Raw genomic sequence first — 16,818 nt, 5'->3', positions numbered from 1 at the left:
ATCATAGTAGATGCAGAAATTAGTTAAATGGTCATAGTAAAATCGTTTGTTTAAAGAAAAAATAGAAAAAACGCCTTACAATAAGGCGTTTTTTCTATTTTCTGCGTATTGATAATATCGCTTTAAGGAAATTTTTGATTTGAATCCAGCGAGTTTTATAATTTCTGATTCAGGAGTTTCTTTTTTTATTAAGTTTAAAATATAGGTGTTACGAAAATGTTGTCCTGAAATTCCTTTACGTAAATTGGCTCTAGCCACTTCGAGGCGAATCATTTTTTGTATAGCAATTTCCGTTAATGCCTTTGGTGCATCATTTTCATATACCCACCTGTATGTTCCACGGTTAAAATCGAATGCGACAAATAATGGATCATCACTATGGTATTTAGGACGAACTGGTTCTGGGATGCTTTTGTAATAATTATATAGTTGTTTTTTGTCTTCTTTTGCTAATGTAATTGTTCTTTCTACACCTGCGGTTGCTGGGATTGATAATGTATTAGTTTCAAAGTGAACGTGATGCATTGTTAATGCTGTAAGTTCCTGTAAGGATAAACCGTAGTCAATCAATAGATTTAAAATAGCAATATTGCGATCCATTAATAAGGGGCGCACAGGAAGTTGTTTTTCTGAAAGTCCTTCTAATGAAGTGACTATATACTTTAACCTTTTTTCTTCATCAGGTGAAATGAAATCTTCGTTACGAAGTGTACGGTCTGGTTGAATAGATATTTCCATATTCTTCAATGGATTAGGAATGTTTAGAAAATGATGCATTCTATTTAGTACAATAAATACACGATGCATCGTTTTTTCTGAGTAATGTCGATTCGTTTTTAAATCGGAAAAGTAATCTTCGTAGTCTTTTGTACAAAGTGTAGCCCATATATTACTGGAAGGGAGCTTTTTGTTTTTTTCTAACCAATGTCCGAAGTCTTCAATGTCATAAACATAACGTTTAATAGTTGAGGGTTTTCGGCCTTTATTCAATAAAAAAATAGAAAAGGCTTGTATTGTATCATGGAATTCCGTTGTCTCCATAGTCCCACCACCTTAATTATTTCTTATATTATAGCAAACTTTTCTGAAAATAGGCATTTACAAGGGGGACAGGAATAATAATATTTGGTGAGTGGATAAAATGAGGTGATTGTATGGAACAATCGATGCGAAAGAAAAACAACAATCAAATTAATATTGTGTTAAACCATCGAAAGAAAATTTCTTTGCCAGCCGCAGAAAATAAAACGGTAATTTCAAATGAAACTGCAATTAAACATGAAATGCTGCAGAGAATTGAAGAAGAGATGGGGAAGCTTGTTGGGATGGAGGATATAAAAAAGATAATAAAAGAAATATATGCTTGGATTTATGTGAATAAAAAAAGACAAGAAAAGGGATTGAAGTCAGAGAAGCAAGTACTTCATATGCTGTTTAAAGGGAATCCAGGTACAGGGAAGACAACTGTTGCTAGAATGATAGGAAAATTGCTGTTTGAGATGAATATTCTATCGAAAGGCCACTTGGTTGAAGCTGAACGTGCTGATCTTGTAGGAGAGTACATCGGCCATACAGCCCAAAAAACAAGAGATTTAATAAAAAAAGCAATGGGAGGTATTTTGTTTATTGATGAGGCGTATTCTTTAGCTCGAGGAGGAGAGAAGGACTTTGGAAAAGAAGCAATTGATACGCTTGTAAAACATATGGAAGATAAACAACATGGTTTTGTATTGATTTTAGCTGGATATTCAAGAGAGATGAATCACTTTCTTTCATTAAATCCAGGGCTTCAATCTCGTTTTCCATTTATTATTGAGTTTGCGGATTACTCGGTAAATCAGCTATTGGAAATTGGGAAGAGAATGTATGAAGATCGTGAATATCAGTTATCAAAAGAAGCTGAATGGAAATTTAGGGATCATTTACATGCGGTGAAGTATTCGTCGCAAATTACATCGTTTAGTAATGGGCGATATGTACGGAATATTGTTGAAAAATCAATTCGTACACAGGCGATGCGGTTGTTGCAAGAAGATGCGTATGATAAAAATGATTTAATTGGAATATCGAGTATGGATTTGATGCTCGAAGAGGAGACGCACAGTACATAAACTGTGCGTCAATTTTTGTGTATAAGTTCGTTTACTCTTTTTTTGCTTTTTCTTGGTGTGTTTTATGGAAGTGTTCCATTTTAGCGCTCTTTTCGTGTGCTGAATTAGGATCGTGTCCAAATTGATTTACTGAGCTTTTTTGAGCTCCTTTATTAACGTGGTTTGTCATTTGTATTCACCTCACTTTAAAAATTAGTATAAACATTATATAAAGAAAAAATCGTTAGAAAAGAAAAACCTCTTTACGATATGTAAAGAGGTTAGATTGCTATTTATGCATTGAACGTTCTTTCGTTTCGATACGTCTGTGCGGTAAATGCCATTTGTAATGAATAGAAACCATGCGGAAGCAAACAATTAAAATGAATAGAATGTAAAGAGCCCAATCGCTAACAATAATTTGAGCTCCAATTAAGAAACCTGCTAAAATTGTCCAAAAGGCATATACTTCAGCTCGAAGAACGAGAGGTTTTCTGCGGGCTAAAAGATCGCGAATGATACCGCCGCCGATACCAGTTAAAACAGCTGCTACAATTGTGGCGCTAATTGGTAAATTTAATTTTTGGGCATATAATGCTCCTTGTACAGCAAATGCCGATAAGCCGATAGCGTCAGTGATATTTTCCCACTTTTTCCAATGTCTAATTAACTTATTTGGAAAAAGAAAAATAATAGTCATTGATAAAAGTGCGATTTGGAATAACATGTCTTGTTGCCAAAACGCGACAATCGGATAACCGATTAATAAATTACGAAGGGCACCTCCCCCAAATGCGGTTGCCATTCCTAAAATATACACCCCGAAAATATCATAATCCTCTTCCATTGCAACAATGGCTCCGCTTAGTGCGAAAGCGATTGTGCCTATGATGCTAAAAATCTCCCATGCCATGAATTTTCTCCCCCGCTAACTAGATGAAATGTGCTTCCTCTGCTATTATATTAGAAGGTTTAAATTTCGAAAAGGATGAGTGAACATATTTGATGGAAGAAAAAGAAAAAGTCATATTAGTAGGCTGTCAATTGCCACAAGATGATGATGAAAAATTTATGCATTCCATGAAAGAGCTTGCATCACTAGCGAAGACTGCACGAGCAGAATTGTTAGTGTCAACAACGCAAAAACGACCAAAGTTTCATCCGGCAACTTACATAGGTAAAGGGAAATTAGAAGAGCTTACAATGTTAACTGAAGAGTTAGAGCCGGATGTTATTGTATTTAATAATGAATTAACGCCGAGTCAAATTCGGAATTTATCCTCAGTATTAGATGCGAGAGTAATTGATCGAACGCAACTAATACTGGATATTTTTGCGCAACGTGCGAAGTCGAGGGAAGGTAAGCTTCAAGTAGAATTAGCTCAGTTGCAATATACAATGCCGCGTCTTATGGGGCAAGGATTGTCCTTATCGCGTCTTGGTGGTGGTATTGGAACAAGAGGACCGGGTGAGACGAAATTAGAGACGGATCGTCGTCATATTCGATCGCGTATTGATGAAATAAAGAAACAACTTGCAGTTGTTGTGGAACATCGAAAAAGATATCGTGAGAGAAGAAAAGATAATAAAGTATTTCAAGTGTCATTAATAGGGTATACAAATGCAGGGAAATCGACACTGTTTAATAGATTAACGGAAGCTGATACGTTTGAAGAAAACCTTCTGTTTGCAACATTAGACCCAACGACAAGGAAGATGCCGTTATCTTCTGGTTATACAGTATTACTAACTGATACTGTTGGTTTTATACAAGATTTACCTACTTCATTAATCGCTGCTTTTCGTTCAACACTGGAAGAAGCGGGGGAAGCAGATGTCATTTTACATGTAGTTGATTCCGCGGATCCTAACTACATAGGGCATGAAAAAACAGTAAAAAGATTATTATCAGAACTTGAAATTAACCATATTCCTGTTATTACGTTATATAATAAAAAAGATGAATTACATCAAAACTTTATTCCGTTTCCGAAAAGTGATTTCTTAATGACTAGTGCTTTTGAAGAAAGTGATTTATTGCGTATAAAAGAAGCGATAGAAACGAAGATGAAGAAAGAAATGGATCGTTATCGAGTGGAAATCCCTCCGAGTGAAGGTAAGTTGTTAACGCTTTTAAAGACGGAAACTCTATTAGCAAAGATGGAGTTTCTAGAAGATAAATTTGTATATGATTGTGCAGGGTATATTTTTACTCATTCATCGCTTAATGTGCAATTAAAGAGATTTTTAGTGGAAGAAGGAGAAAATAAAAATGTTTGATCGTTTGAAAAATGGAGAAAAAATTGCTCCAATCGTAAAAGAAGTAGAGAGTCAGATTACAGAAGTACATAAACGTGCGGATGAAGTAATTGAAAGCAATCAGTTTCGTGTATTAGAAAGTTTTCGTAAACATAAAATTAGTGACTCGCATTTTATCCCGACAACAGGTTATGGTTATGATGATATTGGCCGTGATACGTTAGAAAAAGTGTATGCTGATGTATTTGGGGCGGAAGCTGGACTTGTTCGTCCGCAAATTATTTCAGGTACTCACGCTATCTCTACAGCGTTATTTGGTATTTTACGCCCGGGAGATGAGTTATTGTATATCACTGGGAAACCGTATGATACGTTAGAGGAAATTGTTGGTGTACGTGGGAAAGGTGTAGGTTCATTTAAAGAATATAATATCGGTTACAATGCAGTTCCGCTAACTGAAGCTGGGCTTGTTGATTTTGAGGCTGTTGCAGCAGCGATTCATAATAATACGAAAATGATCGGTATTCAGCGCTCGAAAGGTTATGCTACTCGTCCATCGTTTACTATTTCTCAAATTAAAGAGATGATCGCGTTTGTTAAAGAAATTAAACCTGATGTTGTTGTGTTTGTAGATAACTGTTATGGCGAGTTTATTGAAGAGCAAGAGCCATGTCATGTTGGTGCAGATTTAATGGCGGGTTCGCTTATTAAAAACCCGGGCGGCGGAATTGTTAAAACTGGTGGTTATATTGTCGGGAAAGAACAGTATGTTGAAGCGTGTGCATATCGTTTAACATCTCCGGGAATTGGCGCGGAAGCTGGAGCGTCTTTATACAGTCTGCAAGAAATGTATCAAGGGTTCTTCTTAGCGCCACATGTTGCAGGACAAGCGCTGAAAGGTGCAATTTTTACAGCTGCGTTTTTAGAAAAGTTAGGAATGAACACGTCACCAGCGTGGAATGCACCAAGAACAGATTTAATTCAATCTGTTCAATTTGATGATAAAGACCGTATGATTGCCTTCTGCCAAGCGATTCAATATGCATCTCCAATTAATTCGCATTTTACTCCGTATGCAAACTATATGCCAGGCTATGAAGATGATGTAATTATGGCTGCGGGAACATTTATTCAAGGTGCAAGTATTGAATTGTCTGCTGATGGTCCAATTCGTCCGCCTTATGTTGCTTACGTCCAAGGTGGGTTAACTTATTCACATGTGAAGATTGCGATTTGTTCTGCAATTGATGCATTAATTGAAAAAGAATTATTAACAATTTCTTAAGGGGAAGCTGTCGATTTCGGCAGCTTTTTTCGTATAAAAGTAATGATTTATGCGATTAGAAAAAAGAATGAAAAAATTCATAAAAAAAATTATAAAAAATCATGTAAGAAAAGCTAACATCTATTGACACTAAACATAACATAGTATAAAATGAGAAGCAGTTAAGGCGAAGGAGGAACTGAAAAATGAAAGAAGATAGACGTTCTGCCCCGCTGTTTCCTATTGGTATTGTTATGGATTTAACACAATTGTCTGCACGTCAAATTCGCTACTATGAAGAGCATAATCTTGTTTCTCCAACCCGTACAAAGGGGAATCGTAGATTATTTTCATTTAACGATGTAGATAAGTTGTTAGAAATTAAAGATTTGTTAGATCAAGGCTTGAATATGGCTGGTATTAAACAAGTGTTACTAATGAAAGAAAATCAAACAGAAGCAGTGAAAGTAAAAGAAGAAACGAAAGAAATTTCAAAAACTGAGCTTCGCAAAATACTTCGAGATGAACTACAACATACAGGTAGATTCAATCGAACTTCATTGCGACAAGGTGACATTTCAAGATTTTTTCACTAAAGATAACTGATTCTGAAGGCGATTAGAGGGACTAAGGAGGAATTTATAATGTCTAGATACACAAAAGAAGATATTTTCCGTTTGGCGAAAGAAGAGAATGTAAAGTATATCCGTTTACAATTTACGGACCTTTTAGGGGTAATTAAAAACGTAGAGATTCCAGTGAGACAATTAACGAAAGCTCTTGATAACAAAATGATGTTTGATGGATCTTCGATTGAAGGTTTCGTACGTATTGAAGAATCTGATATGTATTTATATCCTGATTTAGACACTTGGGTAATTTTCCCTTGGACAGCTGAAAAAGGTAAAGTAGCTCGACTAATCTGTGATATTTACAATGCAGATGGCACTCCATTTGATGGAGACCCACGTAACAACTTAAAACGTGTGTTAAAAGAAATGGAAGCTTTAGGATTTTCAGACTTCAATCTTGGACCAGAGCCAGAATTCTTCCTATTTAAGGTTGATGAAAAAGGAAATCCAACATTAGAACTAAACGATAACGGTGGATACTTCGACCTTGCGCCGATGGATCTAGGGGAAAACTGTCGTCGTGATATCGTTCTTGAACTTGAAGAAATGGGATTTGAAATTGAAGCATCTCACCATGAGGTTGCTCCAGGGCAGCACGAAATTGACTTTAAATATGCAAATGCAATTCGCTCATGTGATGACATTCAAACATTCAAACTTGTTGTAAAAACAATTGCTCGTAAACATGGTTTACACGCAACGTTTATGCCAAAACCACTATACGGTGTGAACGGTTCAGGTATGCACTGTAACTTATCATTATTTAAAAATGGTGAGAACGTATTCTTTGATGCAAACGGTGACTTACAATTAAGTGATGATGCTCGTCACTTCATCGCAGGTATTTTAAAACATGCACCAGCATTTACAGCGATAGCAAACCCAACTGTAAACTCATACAAACGTCTAGTGCCTGGATATGAAGCGCCTTGTTACGTAGCATGGTCTGCACAAAACCGTAGTCCGTTAGTACGTATCCCTGCATCTCGTGGTATTAGTACACGCGTAGAAGTACGTAGTGTTGACCCAGCTGCAAACCCATATTTAGTAATGGCTACATTATTAGCTGCAGGTCTTGATGGAATTAAAAACAAATTAACTCCACCAGCAGCAGTAGATCGTAACATCTATGTAATGACAAAAGAAGAGCGCGAAGAAGCAGGTATCGTTGATTTACCAGCAACATTAGCGCAAGCATTAGTTACATTACAATCTAATGAAGTAGTATGCGGTGCACTAGGAGAACACTTACTTGAGCACTTCATCGAAGCGAAAGAGATTGAGTGGGATATCTTTAGAACACAAGTTCACCAATGGGAACGCGATCAATATATGTCTCTATACTAAGAGAGAGAAGCCTTGATACTACGGTATCAGGGCTTTTTTAGCTTTTTTAAGTGAAGTTATTGGATTGTTTTTGATTTCCTTGAATCATTTTACTAAGAAAATTTTTTCGATAGAATCGATCTTCTCTTTTTTTAATTACTTGTGCTATAACTTAATAATTTTTTACTGCCTGTACGACGCGACCAATGATTTTTACGTCCTCATCTGCAAGGCTGTAAGTTTGTGGCTTGTGAATCGAATCATTACTCAATGGTATTAACGTAATGATACTTAGTTATAACATAGTCTTATTCAGGATTTCGTTAGTTCATTTTCTAAATTTTGGGAATAAATATAGTTTAGTACCTTGCAATAAATAATACTAAGTGGTATATTATGGATAAAACAGGTACCGTGTATTGAACAGTACTAAGATAGGAAAGGAGGATGGCACTTGAACGTTCAGTTTAAAAAAGGTGTGCTTGAACTTTGTGTATTAGCACTTGTAAAACGTAAAGATAGTTACGGTTATGAACTTGTTCAGCAAATTTCTAATAAATTTTTAATATCGGAAGGGTCAGTATACCCTTTATTACGTCGTTTGACGAAAGAAGGGTATTTTCAAACGTATTTAAAGGAATCTACGGAAGGGCCACCTCGTAAATATTATCAATTAACAGAGCAAGGGGAGACGCAATTTCATTTGTTAGTAACAGAATGGTGTGATTTTGCGAAAGGGGTACAAGAAATTATTGAAGGGGTGGAATTGGATGAGTAAAGAAGGGTTTCTTAAAGAATTATCAAGTTATCTTAGAAAGTTACCAGAGGAAGAGAGGCAAGATATTTTATTGGATTATGAAGAGCACTTTCAGTTTGGACTAGAAGAGGGGAAAACTGAATCAGAAATAATACAAGGCCTTGGTTCTCCGAAAGTAATCGCGAAAGAATTACTTGCGATGTATCGCTTCGATGAAATGAAAAAAAATCCATCGACTTCAAATGTGACAAGAGCTGTTATGGCAGCGATTGGACTTAGTTTGTTTAATTTTATTATTGTGTTAGGCCCATTAGTCGCAATTATTGCTTTTATATTTTCTTTTTGGATCGGTGGTATTGCTAGTGTAGTAACACCATTTTTCGTTATTGGAAAAGTATTTATGGGTACTTTTATATGGTTGGATCTTTTCGTTAGTATAACGTTTGTTGGAGTAGGTTTATTGTTATGTATTATCGCTTTTTATAGTACAAAGTGGTTTAAGAGATTGTGTGTACGATATGTAATATGGAACTTCAAAATGATAAAAGGAGAGTAAATGATGAAAAAACTATTTTTAATCGCTATTGCTTGTATCATTATTGGAGTAATAGGAATTTCCCAAACATATGAAAAAGCAGTACAAACTGCTAAAAAAGGCGATAAAGAAAATGTAATTAAAAACGAAACATTAAAAAATATAGAAGTTAAGTTAGATGCCGGGGATATTATTGTCCAAAAATCTCCTGACTCTTCTTTTTATATCAAGCAATCAGGAGATGTACGTAAACAAGAGATTCGCATTGCAGAAGATGGTGACACATTAAAAGTTATTGGGGAAAGAGAAAAAGGTGCTTCATTTGATTTTTCTTTTTACGATTTTAGGTTTCAAACGTCTAAATTGACTCTCCTTGTGCCCGAACGCTCTTACCAAGATGTAAAAGTAAATTCATCTGCTGGACAAATCGAAATGAGTGATGTGAAAAGTGATAGCGTAAGTGTTAGAACACTTGCTGGAGAAGTAGAGTTGAAACAAATAACGGCTAAGAATGTGGAGGGATCGACAAAAGCTGGTGAGGTGAATTTTAAGAAGGTATTAGGGAAAGTGACCGCAAAAACAACAAGTGGGGAAATAAATATTCAAGATCATGATTCTAAGTATAATCTAGAAGCAAGTTCAACTGCGGGAGATATAGATATTACTTTATCGGAAAAACCACAAGATGCGGTAATTACTGGGCAAAGTGCTGCCGGAGATGTAACAATTTTTAATGAAGAAAATAAAAACGTAACAATTGGAAATGGTAGTAAAAAGATTAGTGGTAAAACGGCTGCTGGAGATGTGACGATTAAAACTCGTTAATAAGAAATAGAATGCATGGAAATCTATCAAAATACAAAAAAAGAAGATAATTACCGTTATATAAATAAGGTAATTATCTTCTTTTTTTTATTTTTAATGTAAATCACGATATACGCCAATTACTTTCCCGATAACTGACACTTGTTTTAAAATGATAGGTTCTAATGAAGAATTTTCTGGTTGTAGACGGAAATGGTCTTTTTCTTTATAGAAACGTTTAACAGTTGCTTCATTATCTTCTGTTAAAGCGACTACAATTTCACCATTATATGCAGACTGTTGTTGGCGAACAACAACTAAATCTCCATCGAAAATACCAGCTTCAATCATACTATCTCCAGAAATACGTAACATGAACACTTGGTCTGCTCCAGCAACAATACTAGCTGGAAGTGGGAAATGTTCCTCTACGCTTTCGACCGCTGTAATTGGTAAACCAGCAGTAACTTTTCCGACAATTGGAACTTGAATAACAGATTGTGTTTCCGTATCCATTCGGTCTTCACCTAAAATTTCAATGGCACGTGGTTTTGTTGGATCGCGTCGAATGTATCCTTTTTCTTCTAATCGTGATAAATGTCCGTGCACTGTAGAACTAGAAGCGAGGCCGACTGCTTGACCAATTTCACGTACGGAAGGTGGATATCCTTTTTCTTGTACTTTTAGCTTAATAAAGTCGAGAATGTCTTGCTGGCGTTTCGTTAACTTTTCCATGTTTTCTAACACCTCGTTTTCTTTCATTTTTCTTATTAATAAGTATAACATGTGAAAAAACATTCTACAAACATAAGTTCGAACAAATGGCGGATTTATGTTACACTATAGGGAAATAATAGGGAGAAAGAGGGGTTCAAAATGAATGCAATTATTTATGCACGTGTGAGTACAACGAAAGAAGCGCAAGAAACATCATTATTACGTCAAAAAGATGAATTATTGCATTTAGCTGAGCGCTATCAAATGAATGTTACTAAGGTGATTGAAGAGCAGGCTAGTGGATATACAATTGAACGTGACGGTATATTAGAGGTGTTGGATACAATTCGAGACGAACAAATTGATGTGTTACTTATACAAGATGAAACGCGTCTTGGTAGAGGAAATGCGAAGATCGCGTTAATGCATTGTTTACATAAAGAAGGCATAAAAGTATATACGCATACACATAATGGTGAATTACAATTGTCGGATTCTGATTCGATGGTATTAGATATTATTGGTATTGTTGAAGAATATCAAAGAAAGATTCATAATATGAAAATTAAACGAGGTATGCAACGTGCAGTAGAAAAAGGTTATCGTCCAGAAAAAAATTTAAAAAATCGTCATTTAAGTGTAGGAAGAGAGAAAAAAGAAGTGCCAATTGAGGAAATTGTACGTTTGCGAAAAAGTGAACTCACGTTTGAAGAAATTGCAGCAACATTACGTGGATTTGGTCATAATGTTTCAAAGGCGACTGTACATCGTAGATATGTAGAGTATACGAAGCAATTGCTTGATAAAGAAGAGTAACTATTGTATGATAATAATCAGTTTTGATTAGAAGGGGGATTCGAGATGATTAATCACGAACTCGTTGAACGCATTAACTTCTTAGCGAAAAAAGCAAAAGCTGAAGGTTTAACTGAAGAAGAGCAACGTGAGCGTCAATCGCTACGTGAACAATATTTAAAAGGATTTCGTCAAAATATGTTAAACGAACTTAAAGGTATTAAAGTTGTTAACGAAGAAGGTACAGATGTTACACCGACGAAATTAAAAGCTTTAAAAAAGCAAGATAATGCAAAATTAAATTAAAAGATGGGCGAAGCCCATCTTTTTTATTTGTAAAAATCGTTATTTAATAACTTTCCAGTTGTTATTAACTGTTGCTTCTATCGTTTTATGTTCCAATATATAATTAGCGATAAGTTCAGACATATCTGTGGGTATATCTTTTACTACTGGTTTGTTTTGAAACATAAAGAAATTTCCCCCGCCACTTGCACGATAATTATTCATTACAACGTCATATTCTTCATTCATATTAAGAGGAGCACTGTTATGCTGTAAAGATTCTACTCTTTCACCAATTGGTTTTGAAATGTTTAATACGTATGAAATCCCTTCCCACATATCATAATTATAATGTTGTGGCTTTGGTTCTATGTAGGTAGGACTTACGGTGATTGATCCATCTGTTTTTAATGTGAAATAAGAAGCAGAGAGTTCAAGAGCATTTTTTATATCTGCTCCAGTTATTTTAATTACTTTTAATGTGTTTGGATAAATATAATTAGAAACGATATCACGCATTGTTACATGTTCCGGGAAACCTGGAGATGTATTATGGAACAAACTTGTACAAGAAATTGATACATTAGCTATATTCATCTGTATTTTATTTATGAATTCTATAAAAGGATGATCATGCAAACGAGTTTGCATAGCATCTGAAATTTGCATGTCCCCTTGAATGATTCCAATAGGTTGATCAAGCCACTTTTGTGTTTTCTTTTCGTAATCGGCTACCAATGAAAGTACATCTTGGTCCGCCTCAAATCCTTGTACAGATAATAATTCAGAAGAACTCTCTTTTTTCACCCATTTATGTTTCGTTTTTTCGAATGTTACTTTTACTTTTCCAACTGAGTGTCCATTGCATCCGGTCTGTAAAATTGTTACACCGTTAGCCATTGTGTGAGAAATTTCACGGTGTTGGTGGCCTGTTAATAAGATATCTATGCCTTCAATTTCATGGCACATTGCATATCCTTGGTTTTCTCCTGTTAACACTTCAGTCGGTACCCCGGTTTGTAAATCTCGTTCAACTCCCCCGTGATACGCTACGACTAGTAAATCTGGTTTCTCATGTTTGCGAATATAAGAAACCCATTCTTTTGTAGTCTTTAATGCATCTTCAAATAGTAAATCTTTAATGTGATGGGACTGTTCCCAATTTGGTATGTAATGTGTTGTTACCCCTAAAATAGCAATTTTTATATTTGATTCAATATGTTTTATTACATATGGTTTCCCGAAATAAGGTTTTTTACTGTTTTTATCTAAAATGTTTGCTGATAGGTACGGGAAGTTCGCAGTAGTCACAGCATTATTTAATATATCCATCCCGTAATTAAATTCATGATTGCCGATAATTGCAGCGTCATACTGTAAGTAATTCGCTAATAAGGACATTGGGTTTTTTTTGTTTTTTTCGTATGTAACATAATGATAAGTAAATGGTGTTCCTTGAATAAAGTCGCCATTATCAATTAAAAGAACGTTTGTATTTTGGGAACGTTCTTTTTTTATAAGAGTAGAAATTTTAGCTAAACCAAGTTCTGCTGGGGAGTTATCTTGGTAGTGAATAGGATAAACAGTGCCATGTATATCGCTTGTTAATAAGATGTTTAAAGTTACAGTTTGATTTTGTTCCAATATGACTCACCTTTTCTATTGTTATCTTCCAATTCATCATATCAAATATGTGAAGAGAATTTTAATGTGAGTGTATAGAATGTGTAAAGATTCTGTAAATAATCAATTATTTGTAAAAATATGTGATATATTTCTTCATGTTTATGAAAGGTTATTTTATAACAATGAAAAATGGAGGCATTAATATGTTGAAAAAAGTTTTTGCAATGAGCACAACAGTTGTACTAGCAGCGGGATTATTAAGTGGCTGTGGAACGAAGGAATCAAGTAAAAATGAAGATACGAAAAAAGGGTATGTACCGAAGACTTTAAATGTTCAATTTGTTCCTTCTCAAAATGCAGATACGTTAGAGGCGAAGGCAAAACCGCTTGAGAAGCTATTAAGTGATAAGTTAAATATTCCAGTAAAAGTTAGTATTTCAACGAACTACAATACAATTGTAGAAGCGATGGCATCTAAACAAGTAGATGTAGGATTTTTACCGCCAACAGCGTACGTATTAGCACATGAAAAGAAGGCTGCAAATGTAATTTTACAAGCACAACGTTTTGGAGTAGATGATGAAACGGGAGCCCCTACAAAGGATTTAGTAGACTTTTATAAATCTGAGTTTGTTGTTAAGAAAGATTCAAATATTAATAGTGTAAAAGATTTAAAAGGTAAAAAAATTGGCTATCAAGATGTAACGTCATCAGCGGGATATGTGTGGCCTGCAGCTGTTCTATTAAAAGAGGGAATTGATCCGTTAAAAGATGTGAAACCTGTTACATTAAAAGGTCACGATCAGTCGCTTATTGCTCTTTTAAATGGTGACGTAGATGCGGCTGTTGTATTCCAAGATGCTCGTAATATTGTAAAAAAAGATTATCCGAATATATTTGATCAAACGAAAATAGTGAAATTTACTGAGAAAATTCCGAACGATACAATTTCTGTACGATCTGATTTAGATGCAGAGTGGAGCAAGAAATTACAAGATGCTTTCATTGAAATTGGAAAGAATGAGGAAGGTCACAAAATCATTAAAGAAGTATATTCACATGAAGGATATGTTAAATCTGATGATAGTAAATTTGACATCGTTCGTGAATATGGGAAGAAAGTAAAAACGCAATAATACATATGGAAATGGCAGCTAGCTGAAAGGGGATGTTTTCAGTTAGTTTGCCGTTTTGAATACATAGAAGGTAGGTAAGATGTGTGATAGAGTTTCGAAATGTTTCCAAAATGTATCCGAATGGCACAAAGGGATTGAATAATATAAATTTAAAGATTCAAAAAGGTGAGTTTATTGTAGTGGTCGGATTATCCGGAGCTGGAAAATCTACACTTCTCAGATCCGTAAATCGTCTTCATGAGATTACCGAAGGAGAAATCATTATTGAAGGTGAGTCTATTACTTCTGCGAAAGGAAAAGGATTAAGGCGTATGCGCCGGGATATCGGTATGATCTTCCAAAGTTTTAACCTTGTAAAGCGATCAACAGTATTAAAAAATGTATTAGCTGGTCGTGTTGGATATCATTCCACATTACGTACAACGTTAGGTTTGTTTCCGAAAGAAGATGTGGAGCTCGCATTTCAAGCGTTAAAAAGAGTGAATATTTTAGAAAAAGCATATGCACGTGCTGATGAATTATCAGGAGGACAACAGCAACGTGTATCGATAGCTAGAGCATTGGCGCAAGAAGCAAAAATCATATTGGCAGATGAGCCTGTTGCATCGTTAGATCCACTTACGACAAAGCAAGTGCTAGATGATTTGAAAAAAATTAATGAAGATTTTGGAATCACGACAATTGTAAATTTACATTCTATTGATTTGGCTAGACAATATGCGACACGCATTATCGGATTACATGCAGGAGAAATTGTTTTTGACGGTTTAGTAGAAGAAGCAACGGATGAAAAATTCGCTGAAATTTATGGGGACGTTGCTCAGAAAAGCGAATTATTAGAGGTGGCAGTAAAATGAATGAGGTGACGATATATTCAAATGAAATACCGAAGCCGCCGAGTAAATTGAAACATATGTTAACGTTTATTTTAGTTATTTTAATGCTGTGGAGTAGTAGTGTACAAGTAGATGCATCATTTTCAAAACTGGTAGGCGGTTTTCCAAATATGGTAGATCTATTGAAAGAAATGGTGCCACCTGATTGGAGTTATTTTCAAGTTATTACAACAGCGATGTTAGATACAATACGTATGGCGATTATTGGGACGACCTTAGGAGCGATTTTAGCTATTCCACTTGCATTGTTTGCAGCAAGTAATGTGTTTACTAACACATTTTTATACAGTCTAGCTCGAATGATTTTAAATTTTATACGAACAATACCAGATTTATTATTGGCGGCTATTTTCGTAGCGATTTTTGGAATTGGGCCACTTCCAGGTATTTTGGCTCTTACTTTTTTTTCAATTGGACTTGTAGCGAAATTGTTGTATGAATCAATTGAATCAATTGACCCTGGCCCACTAGAAGCGATGACAGCTGTAGGGGCTACTAAGGTACAATGGATTGTTTATGGGGTAATTCCGCAAGTAAAAGCACATTTTGTCTCCTATGTTCTTTATACATTTGAGGTGAACGTACGTGCAGCAGCTGTTTTAGGTTTAGTAGGAGCAGGTGGTATTGGACTATATTATGATCGTACACTTGGATTTTTACAATATAAACAAACTGCTTCTATAATTATTTATACCCTTATTGTTGTTTTGTTAATTGACTACATTAGTACATTGTTACGGGAGAAACTATAATGAATAGAACGACGATGATTGTGCCAAAACCGAAGAAACCGAGTATATATCGCTGGATTATTTTAATAGCACTTACAGTTGTATATGTATGGGCCTTTTCAGGAGTACCATTAGAGGGGATAAAGGACACAGCAGGTGAAATCACGAAAGCAATTATGACAGGGATATTGAATCCAGACTGGTCGTATGTATCTTTGCCAGATGGTGAAGATTTATTACATGGATTAATTGATACGTTGGCAATTGCAATATTAGGTACATTTATTTCTGCATTTTTATCTGTTCCGTTTGCCTTTTGGGCGGCAACGAATATGAGTAGTGGAAAATTAACTTCAGGATCTGGGAAATTTGTACTTAGTTTTGTTCGTACGTTTCCTGAATTAGTTATGGCTCTTTTATTTATAAAAGCTGTTGGTCCAGGCTCTTTTGCAGGAGTATTGGCCTTAGGATTACATTCTATTGGAATGTTAGGGAAACTATATTCAGAAGGAATTGAAAACATAGATAAAGGACCGACGGAAGCGTTACTAGCAACAGGAGCAAACCGTTTTCAAATACTTTGGTATGCAGTGTTACCACAAGTGTTACCGGATTTTCTATCGTATACGTTATACAGATTTGAAATTAATGTACGATCCGCTGCGATTTTAGGGGTTATTGGAGCAGGAGGGATTGGTACACCTTTAATTTTTGCGCTGAGTTCACGGAATTGGTCTCGTGTTGGGATTATTTTATTAGGTATCATTTTAATGGTAATTATAATTGATTGGATTTCAAGTTCGATTCGGAAACGGATTGTTTAACTTATTTGAAAAGCATCGAAGTTAGATGCTTTTTGTGTTTTTAAAAACGTATTAAAAAAAGTAAGTATAGAAGAAATTTGTATAAATATACAGATAATTCCCTTTCTTTTTAAAATAAAAATAATGAAAAAGTATGTCATA

19 protein-coding genes and 1 pseudogene are annotated in these 16,818 nt (G+C 35.2%); 14 read left to right on the top strand and 6 right to left on the bottom strand.

Annotated features, from left to right (window positions below):
* Positions 1 to 75 precede the first annotated feature (75 nt).
* The gene (locus DN407_RS18045) at positions 76 to 1,041 is read right to left on the bottom strand and encodes a tyrosine-type recombinase/integrase (RefSeq protein ID WP_000450319.1); all 966 of its coding nucleotides are present in this window, start codon (positions 1,039 to 1,041) and stop codon (positions 76 to 78) included.
* Between the two features lie 113 nt (positions 1,042 to 1,154).
* Here DN407_RS18045 and spoVK point away from each other — a divergent pair, with 113 nt between their 5' ends.
* Entirely contained in the window at positions 1,155 to 2,111 is a 957-nt protein-coding gene (spoVK, locus tag DN407_RS18040; RefSeq protein WP_000438175.1) for a stage V sporulation protein K, read from the top strand.
* 31 nt (positions 2,112 to 2,142) lie between these two features.
* On the opposite strand, the gene DN407_RS31680 is transcribed toward spoVK, so the two are convergent.
* The gene (locus DN407_RS31680; protein WP_000181501.1) at positions 2,143 to 2,280 is read right to left on the bottom strand and encodes a hypothetical protein; all 138 of its coding nucleotides are present in this window, start codon (positions 2,278 to 2,280) and stop codon (positions 2,143 to 2,145) included.
* Positions 2,281 to 2,379: 99 nt separating this feature from the next.
* Entirely contained in the window at positions 2,380 to 3,003 is a 624-nt protein-coding gene (locus DN407_RS18035; protein WP_000312267.1) for a trimeric intracellular cation channel family protein, read from the bottom strand.
* Between the two features lie 92 nt (positions 3,004 to 3,095).
* Between DN407_RS18035 and hflX the strand changes: the two genes are divergently transcribed.
* The 4 genes from hflX (at position 3,096) to glnA (ending at position 7,592) form a co-directional block, all read left to right on the top strand.
* Positions 3,096 to 4,370: a GTPase HflX gene (hflX, locus tag DN407_RS18030; RefSeq protein WP_149216765.1), complete on the top strand. Its 1,275-nt coding sequence runs from the start codon at positions 3,096 to 3,098 to the stop codon at positions 4,368 to 4,370.
* On the top strand, positions 4,363 to 5,634 hold the full coding sequence (locus DN407_RS18025; RefSeq protein WP_000460289.1) for a methionine gamma-lyase family protein: 1,272 nt from the start codon (positions 4,363 to 4,365) through the stop codon (positions 5,632 to 5,634). The genes hflX and DN407_RS18025 overlap by 8 nt, the downstream gene beginning before the upstream one ends.
* A 185-nt stretch (positions 5,635 to 5,819) precedes the next feature.
* Positions 5,820 to 6,209 carry a transcriptional repressor GlnR gene (gene glnR, locus DN407_RS18020; protein ID WP_000656783.1) on the top strand — a complete coding sequence of 130 codons (390 nt, stop codon included), beginning with the start codon at positions 5,820 to 5,822 and terminating at the stop codon, positions 6,207 to 6,209.
* A 48-nt stretch (positions 6,210 to 6,257) separates the two neighbouring features.
* Entirely contained in the window at positions 6,258 to 7,592 is a 1,335-nt protein-coding gene (gene glnA / locus DN407_RS18015) for a type I glutamate--ammonia ligase (RefSeq protein WP_000092763.1), read from the top strand.
* Positions 7,593 to 7,743: 151 nt separating this feature from the next.
* Here the strand turns inward: glnA and DN407_RS32955 are convergent.
* Positions 7,744 to 7,863 (bottom strand): annotated as a pseudogene (locus DN407_RS32955) (LexA family protein); the annotation flags it as partial.
* A gap of 162 nt (positions 7,864 to 8,025) precedes the next feature.
* Between DN407_RS32955 and DN407_RS18010 the strand changes: the two are divergent.
* Genes DN407_RS18010 through DN407_RS18000 form a run of 3 tightly spaced genes read left to right on the top strand, consistent with a single transcriptional unit; the run spans position 8,026 to position 9,688 of the window.
* Positions 8,026 to 8,349: a PadR family transcriptional regulator gene (locus tag DN407_RS18010; RefSeq protein WP_097998321.1), complete on the top strand. Its 324-nt coding sequence runs from the start codon at positions 8,026 to 8,028 to the stop codon at positions 8,347 to 8,349.
* Complete coding sequence (locus tag DN407_RS18005; protein WP_000031383.1) at positions 8,342 to 8,884, top strand: DUF1700 domain-containing protein; 543 nt, start codon at positions 8,342 to 8,344, stop codon at positions 8,882 to 8,884. The genes DN407_RS18010 and DN407_RS18005 overlap by 8 nt, the downstream gene beginning before the upstream one ends.
* Positions 8,885 to 9,688, top strand: coding sequence for a DUF4097 family beta strand repeat-containing protein (locus tag DN407_RS18000; protein ID WP_000976240.1), 804 nt, complete (start codon positions 8,885 to 8,887; stop codon positions 9,686 to 9,688).
* 93 nt (positions 9,689 to 9,781) lie between these two features.
* Here the strand turns inward: DN407_RS18000 and lexA are convergent, their stop codons facing one another.
* Positions 9,782 to 10,402, bottom strand: coding sequence for a transcriptional repressor LexA (gene lexA / locus DN407_RS17995; protein ID WP_000413738.1), 621 nt, complete (start codon positions 10,400 to 10,402; stop codon positions 9,782 to 9,784).
* 141 nt (positions 10,403 to 10,543) lie between these two features.
* On the opposite strand from lexA, the gene DN407_RS17990 reads away from it, so the two are divergent.
* Both DN407_RS17990 and DN407_RS17985 read left to right on the top strand, forming a co-directional pair.
* Positions 10,544 to 11,200, top strand: a complete 657-nt coding sequence (locus DN407_RS17990) for a YneB family resolvase-like protein (RefSeq protein WP_000991472.1) — start codon at positions 10,544 to 10,546, stop codon at positions 11,198 to 11,200.
* A gap of 45 nt (positions 11,201 to 11,245) precedes the next feature.
* Positions 11,246 to 11,485 carry a DUF896 domain-containing protein gene (locus tag DN407_RS17985; protein ID WP_000607015.1) on the top strand — a complete coding sequence of 80 codons (240 nt, stop codon included), beginning with the start codon at positions 11,246 to 11,248 and terminating at the stop codon, positions 11,483 to 11,485.
* A gap of 39 nt (positions 11,486 to 11,524) precedes the next feature.
* On the opposite strand, the gene DN407_RS17980 is transcribed toward DN407_RS17985, so the two are convergent.
* The gene (locus tag DN407_RS17980; RefSeq protein ID WP_087967684.1) at positions 11,525 to 13,108 is read right to left on the bottom strand and encodes a bifunctional metallophosphatase/5'-nucleotidase; all 1,584 of its coding nucleotides are present in this window, start codon (positions 13,106 to 13,108) and stop codon (positions 11,525 to 11,527) included.
* Between the two features lie 185 nt (positions 13,109 to 13,293).
* On the opposite strand from DN407_RS17980, the gene DN407_RS17975 reads away from it, so the two are divergent.
* The 4 genes from DN407_RS17975 to phnE (DN407_RS17960) all read left to right on the top strand — a co-directional run bounded on the left by DN407_RS17975 (position 13,294) and on the right by phnE (DN407_RS17960) (position 16,677).
* Positions 13,294 to 14,226: a phosphate/phosphite/phosphonate ABC transporter substrate-binding protein gene (locus DN407_RS17975; RefSeq protein WP_000915077.1), complete on the top strand. Its 933-nt coding sequence runs from the start codon at positions 13,294 to 13,296 to the stop codon at positions 14,224 to 14,226.
* An 83-nt stretch (positions 14,227 to 14,309) separates the two neighbouring features.
* Positions 14,310 to 15,083 (top strand): phosphonate ABC transporter ATP-binding protein, encoded by a 774-nt coding sequence (gene phnC, locus DN407_RS17970; RefSeq protein ID WP_149216543.1) that lies wholly within the window; start codon positions 14,310 to 14,312, stop codon positions 15,081 to 15,083.
* Complete coding sequence (gene phnE / locus DN407_RS17965; protein WP_001006812.1) at positions 15,080 to 15,874, top strand: phosphonate ABC transporter, permease protein PhnE; 795 nt, start codon at positions 15,080 to 15,082, stop codon at positions 15,872 to 15,874. Before phnC ends, phnE (DN407_RS17965) begins: the two co-directional genes overlap by 4 nt.
* Entirely contained in the window at positions 15,874 to 16,677 is an 804-nt protein-coding gene (gene phnE, locus DN407_RS17960) for a phosphonate ABC transporter, permease protein PhnE (RefSeq protein ID WP_001082389.1), read from the top strand. The genes phnE (DN407_RS17965) and phnE (DN407_RS17960) overlap by 1 nt, the downstream gene beginning before the upstream one ends.
* Positions 16,678 to 16,818 lie beyond the last annotated feature (141 nt).

Origin of the sequence: Bacillus sp. JAS24-2, assembly GCF_008274905.1 — a bacterium.
Classification (GTDB): domain Bacteria; phylum Bacillota; class Bacilli; order Bacillales; family Bacillaceae_G; genus Bacillus_A; species Bacillus_A cereus.
The sequence above is the reverse complement of the archived record's forward strand: the minus strand, read 5'-3'. Positions and strand labels throughout refer to the sequence as shown.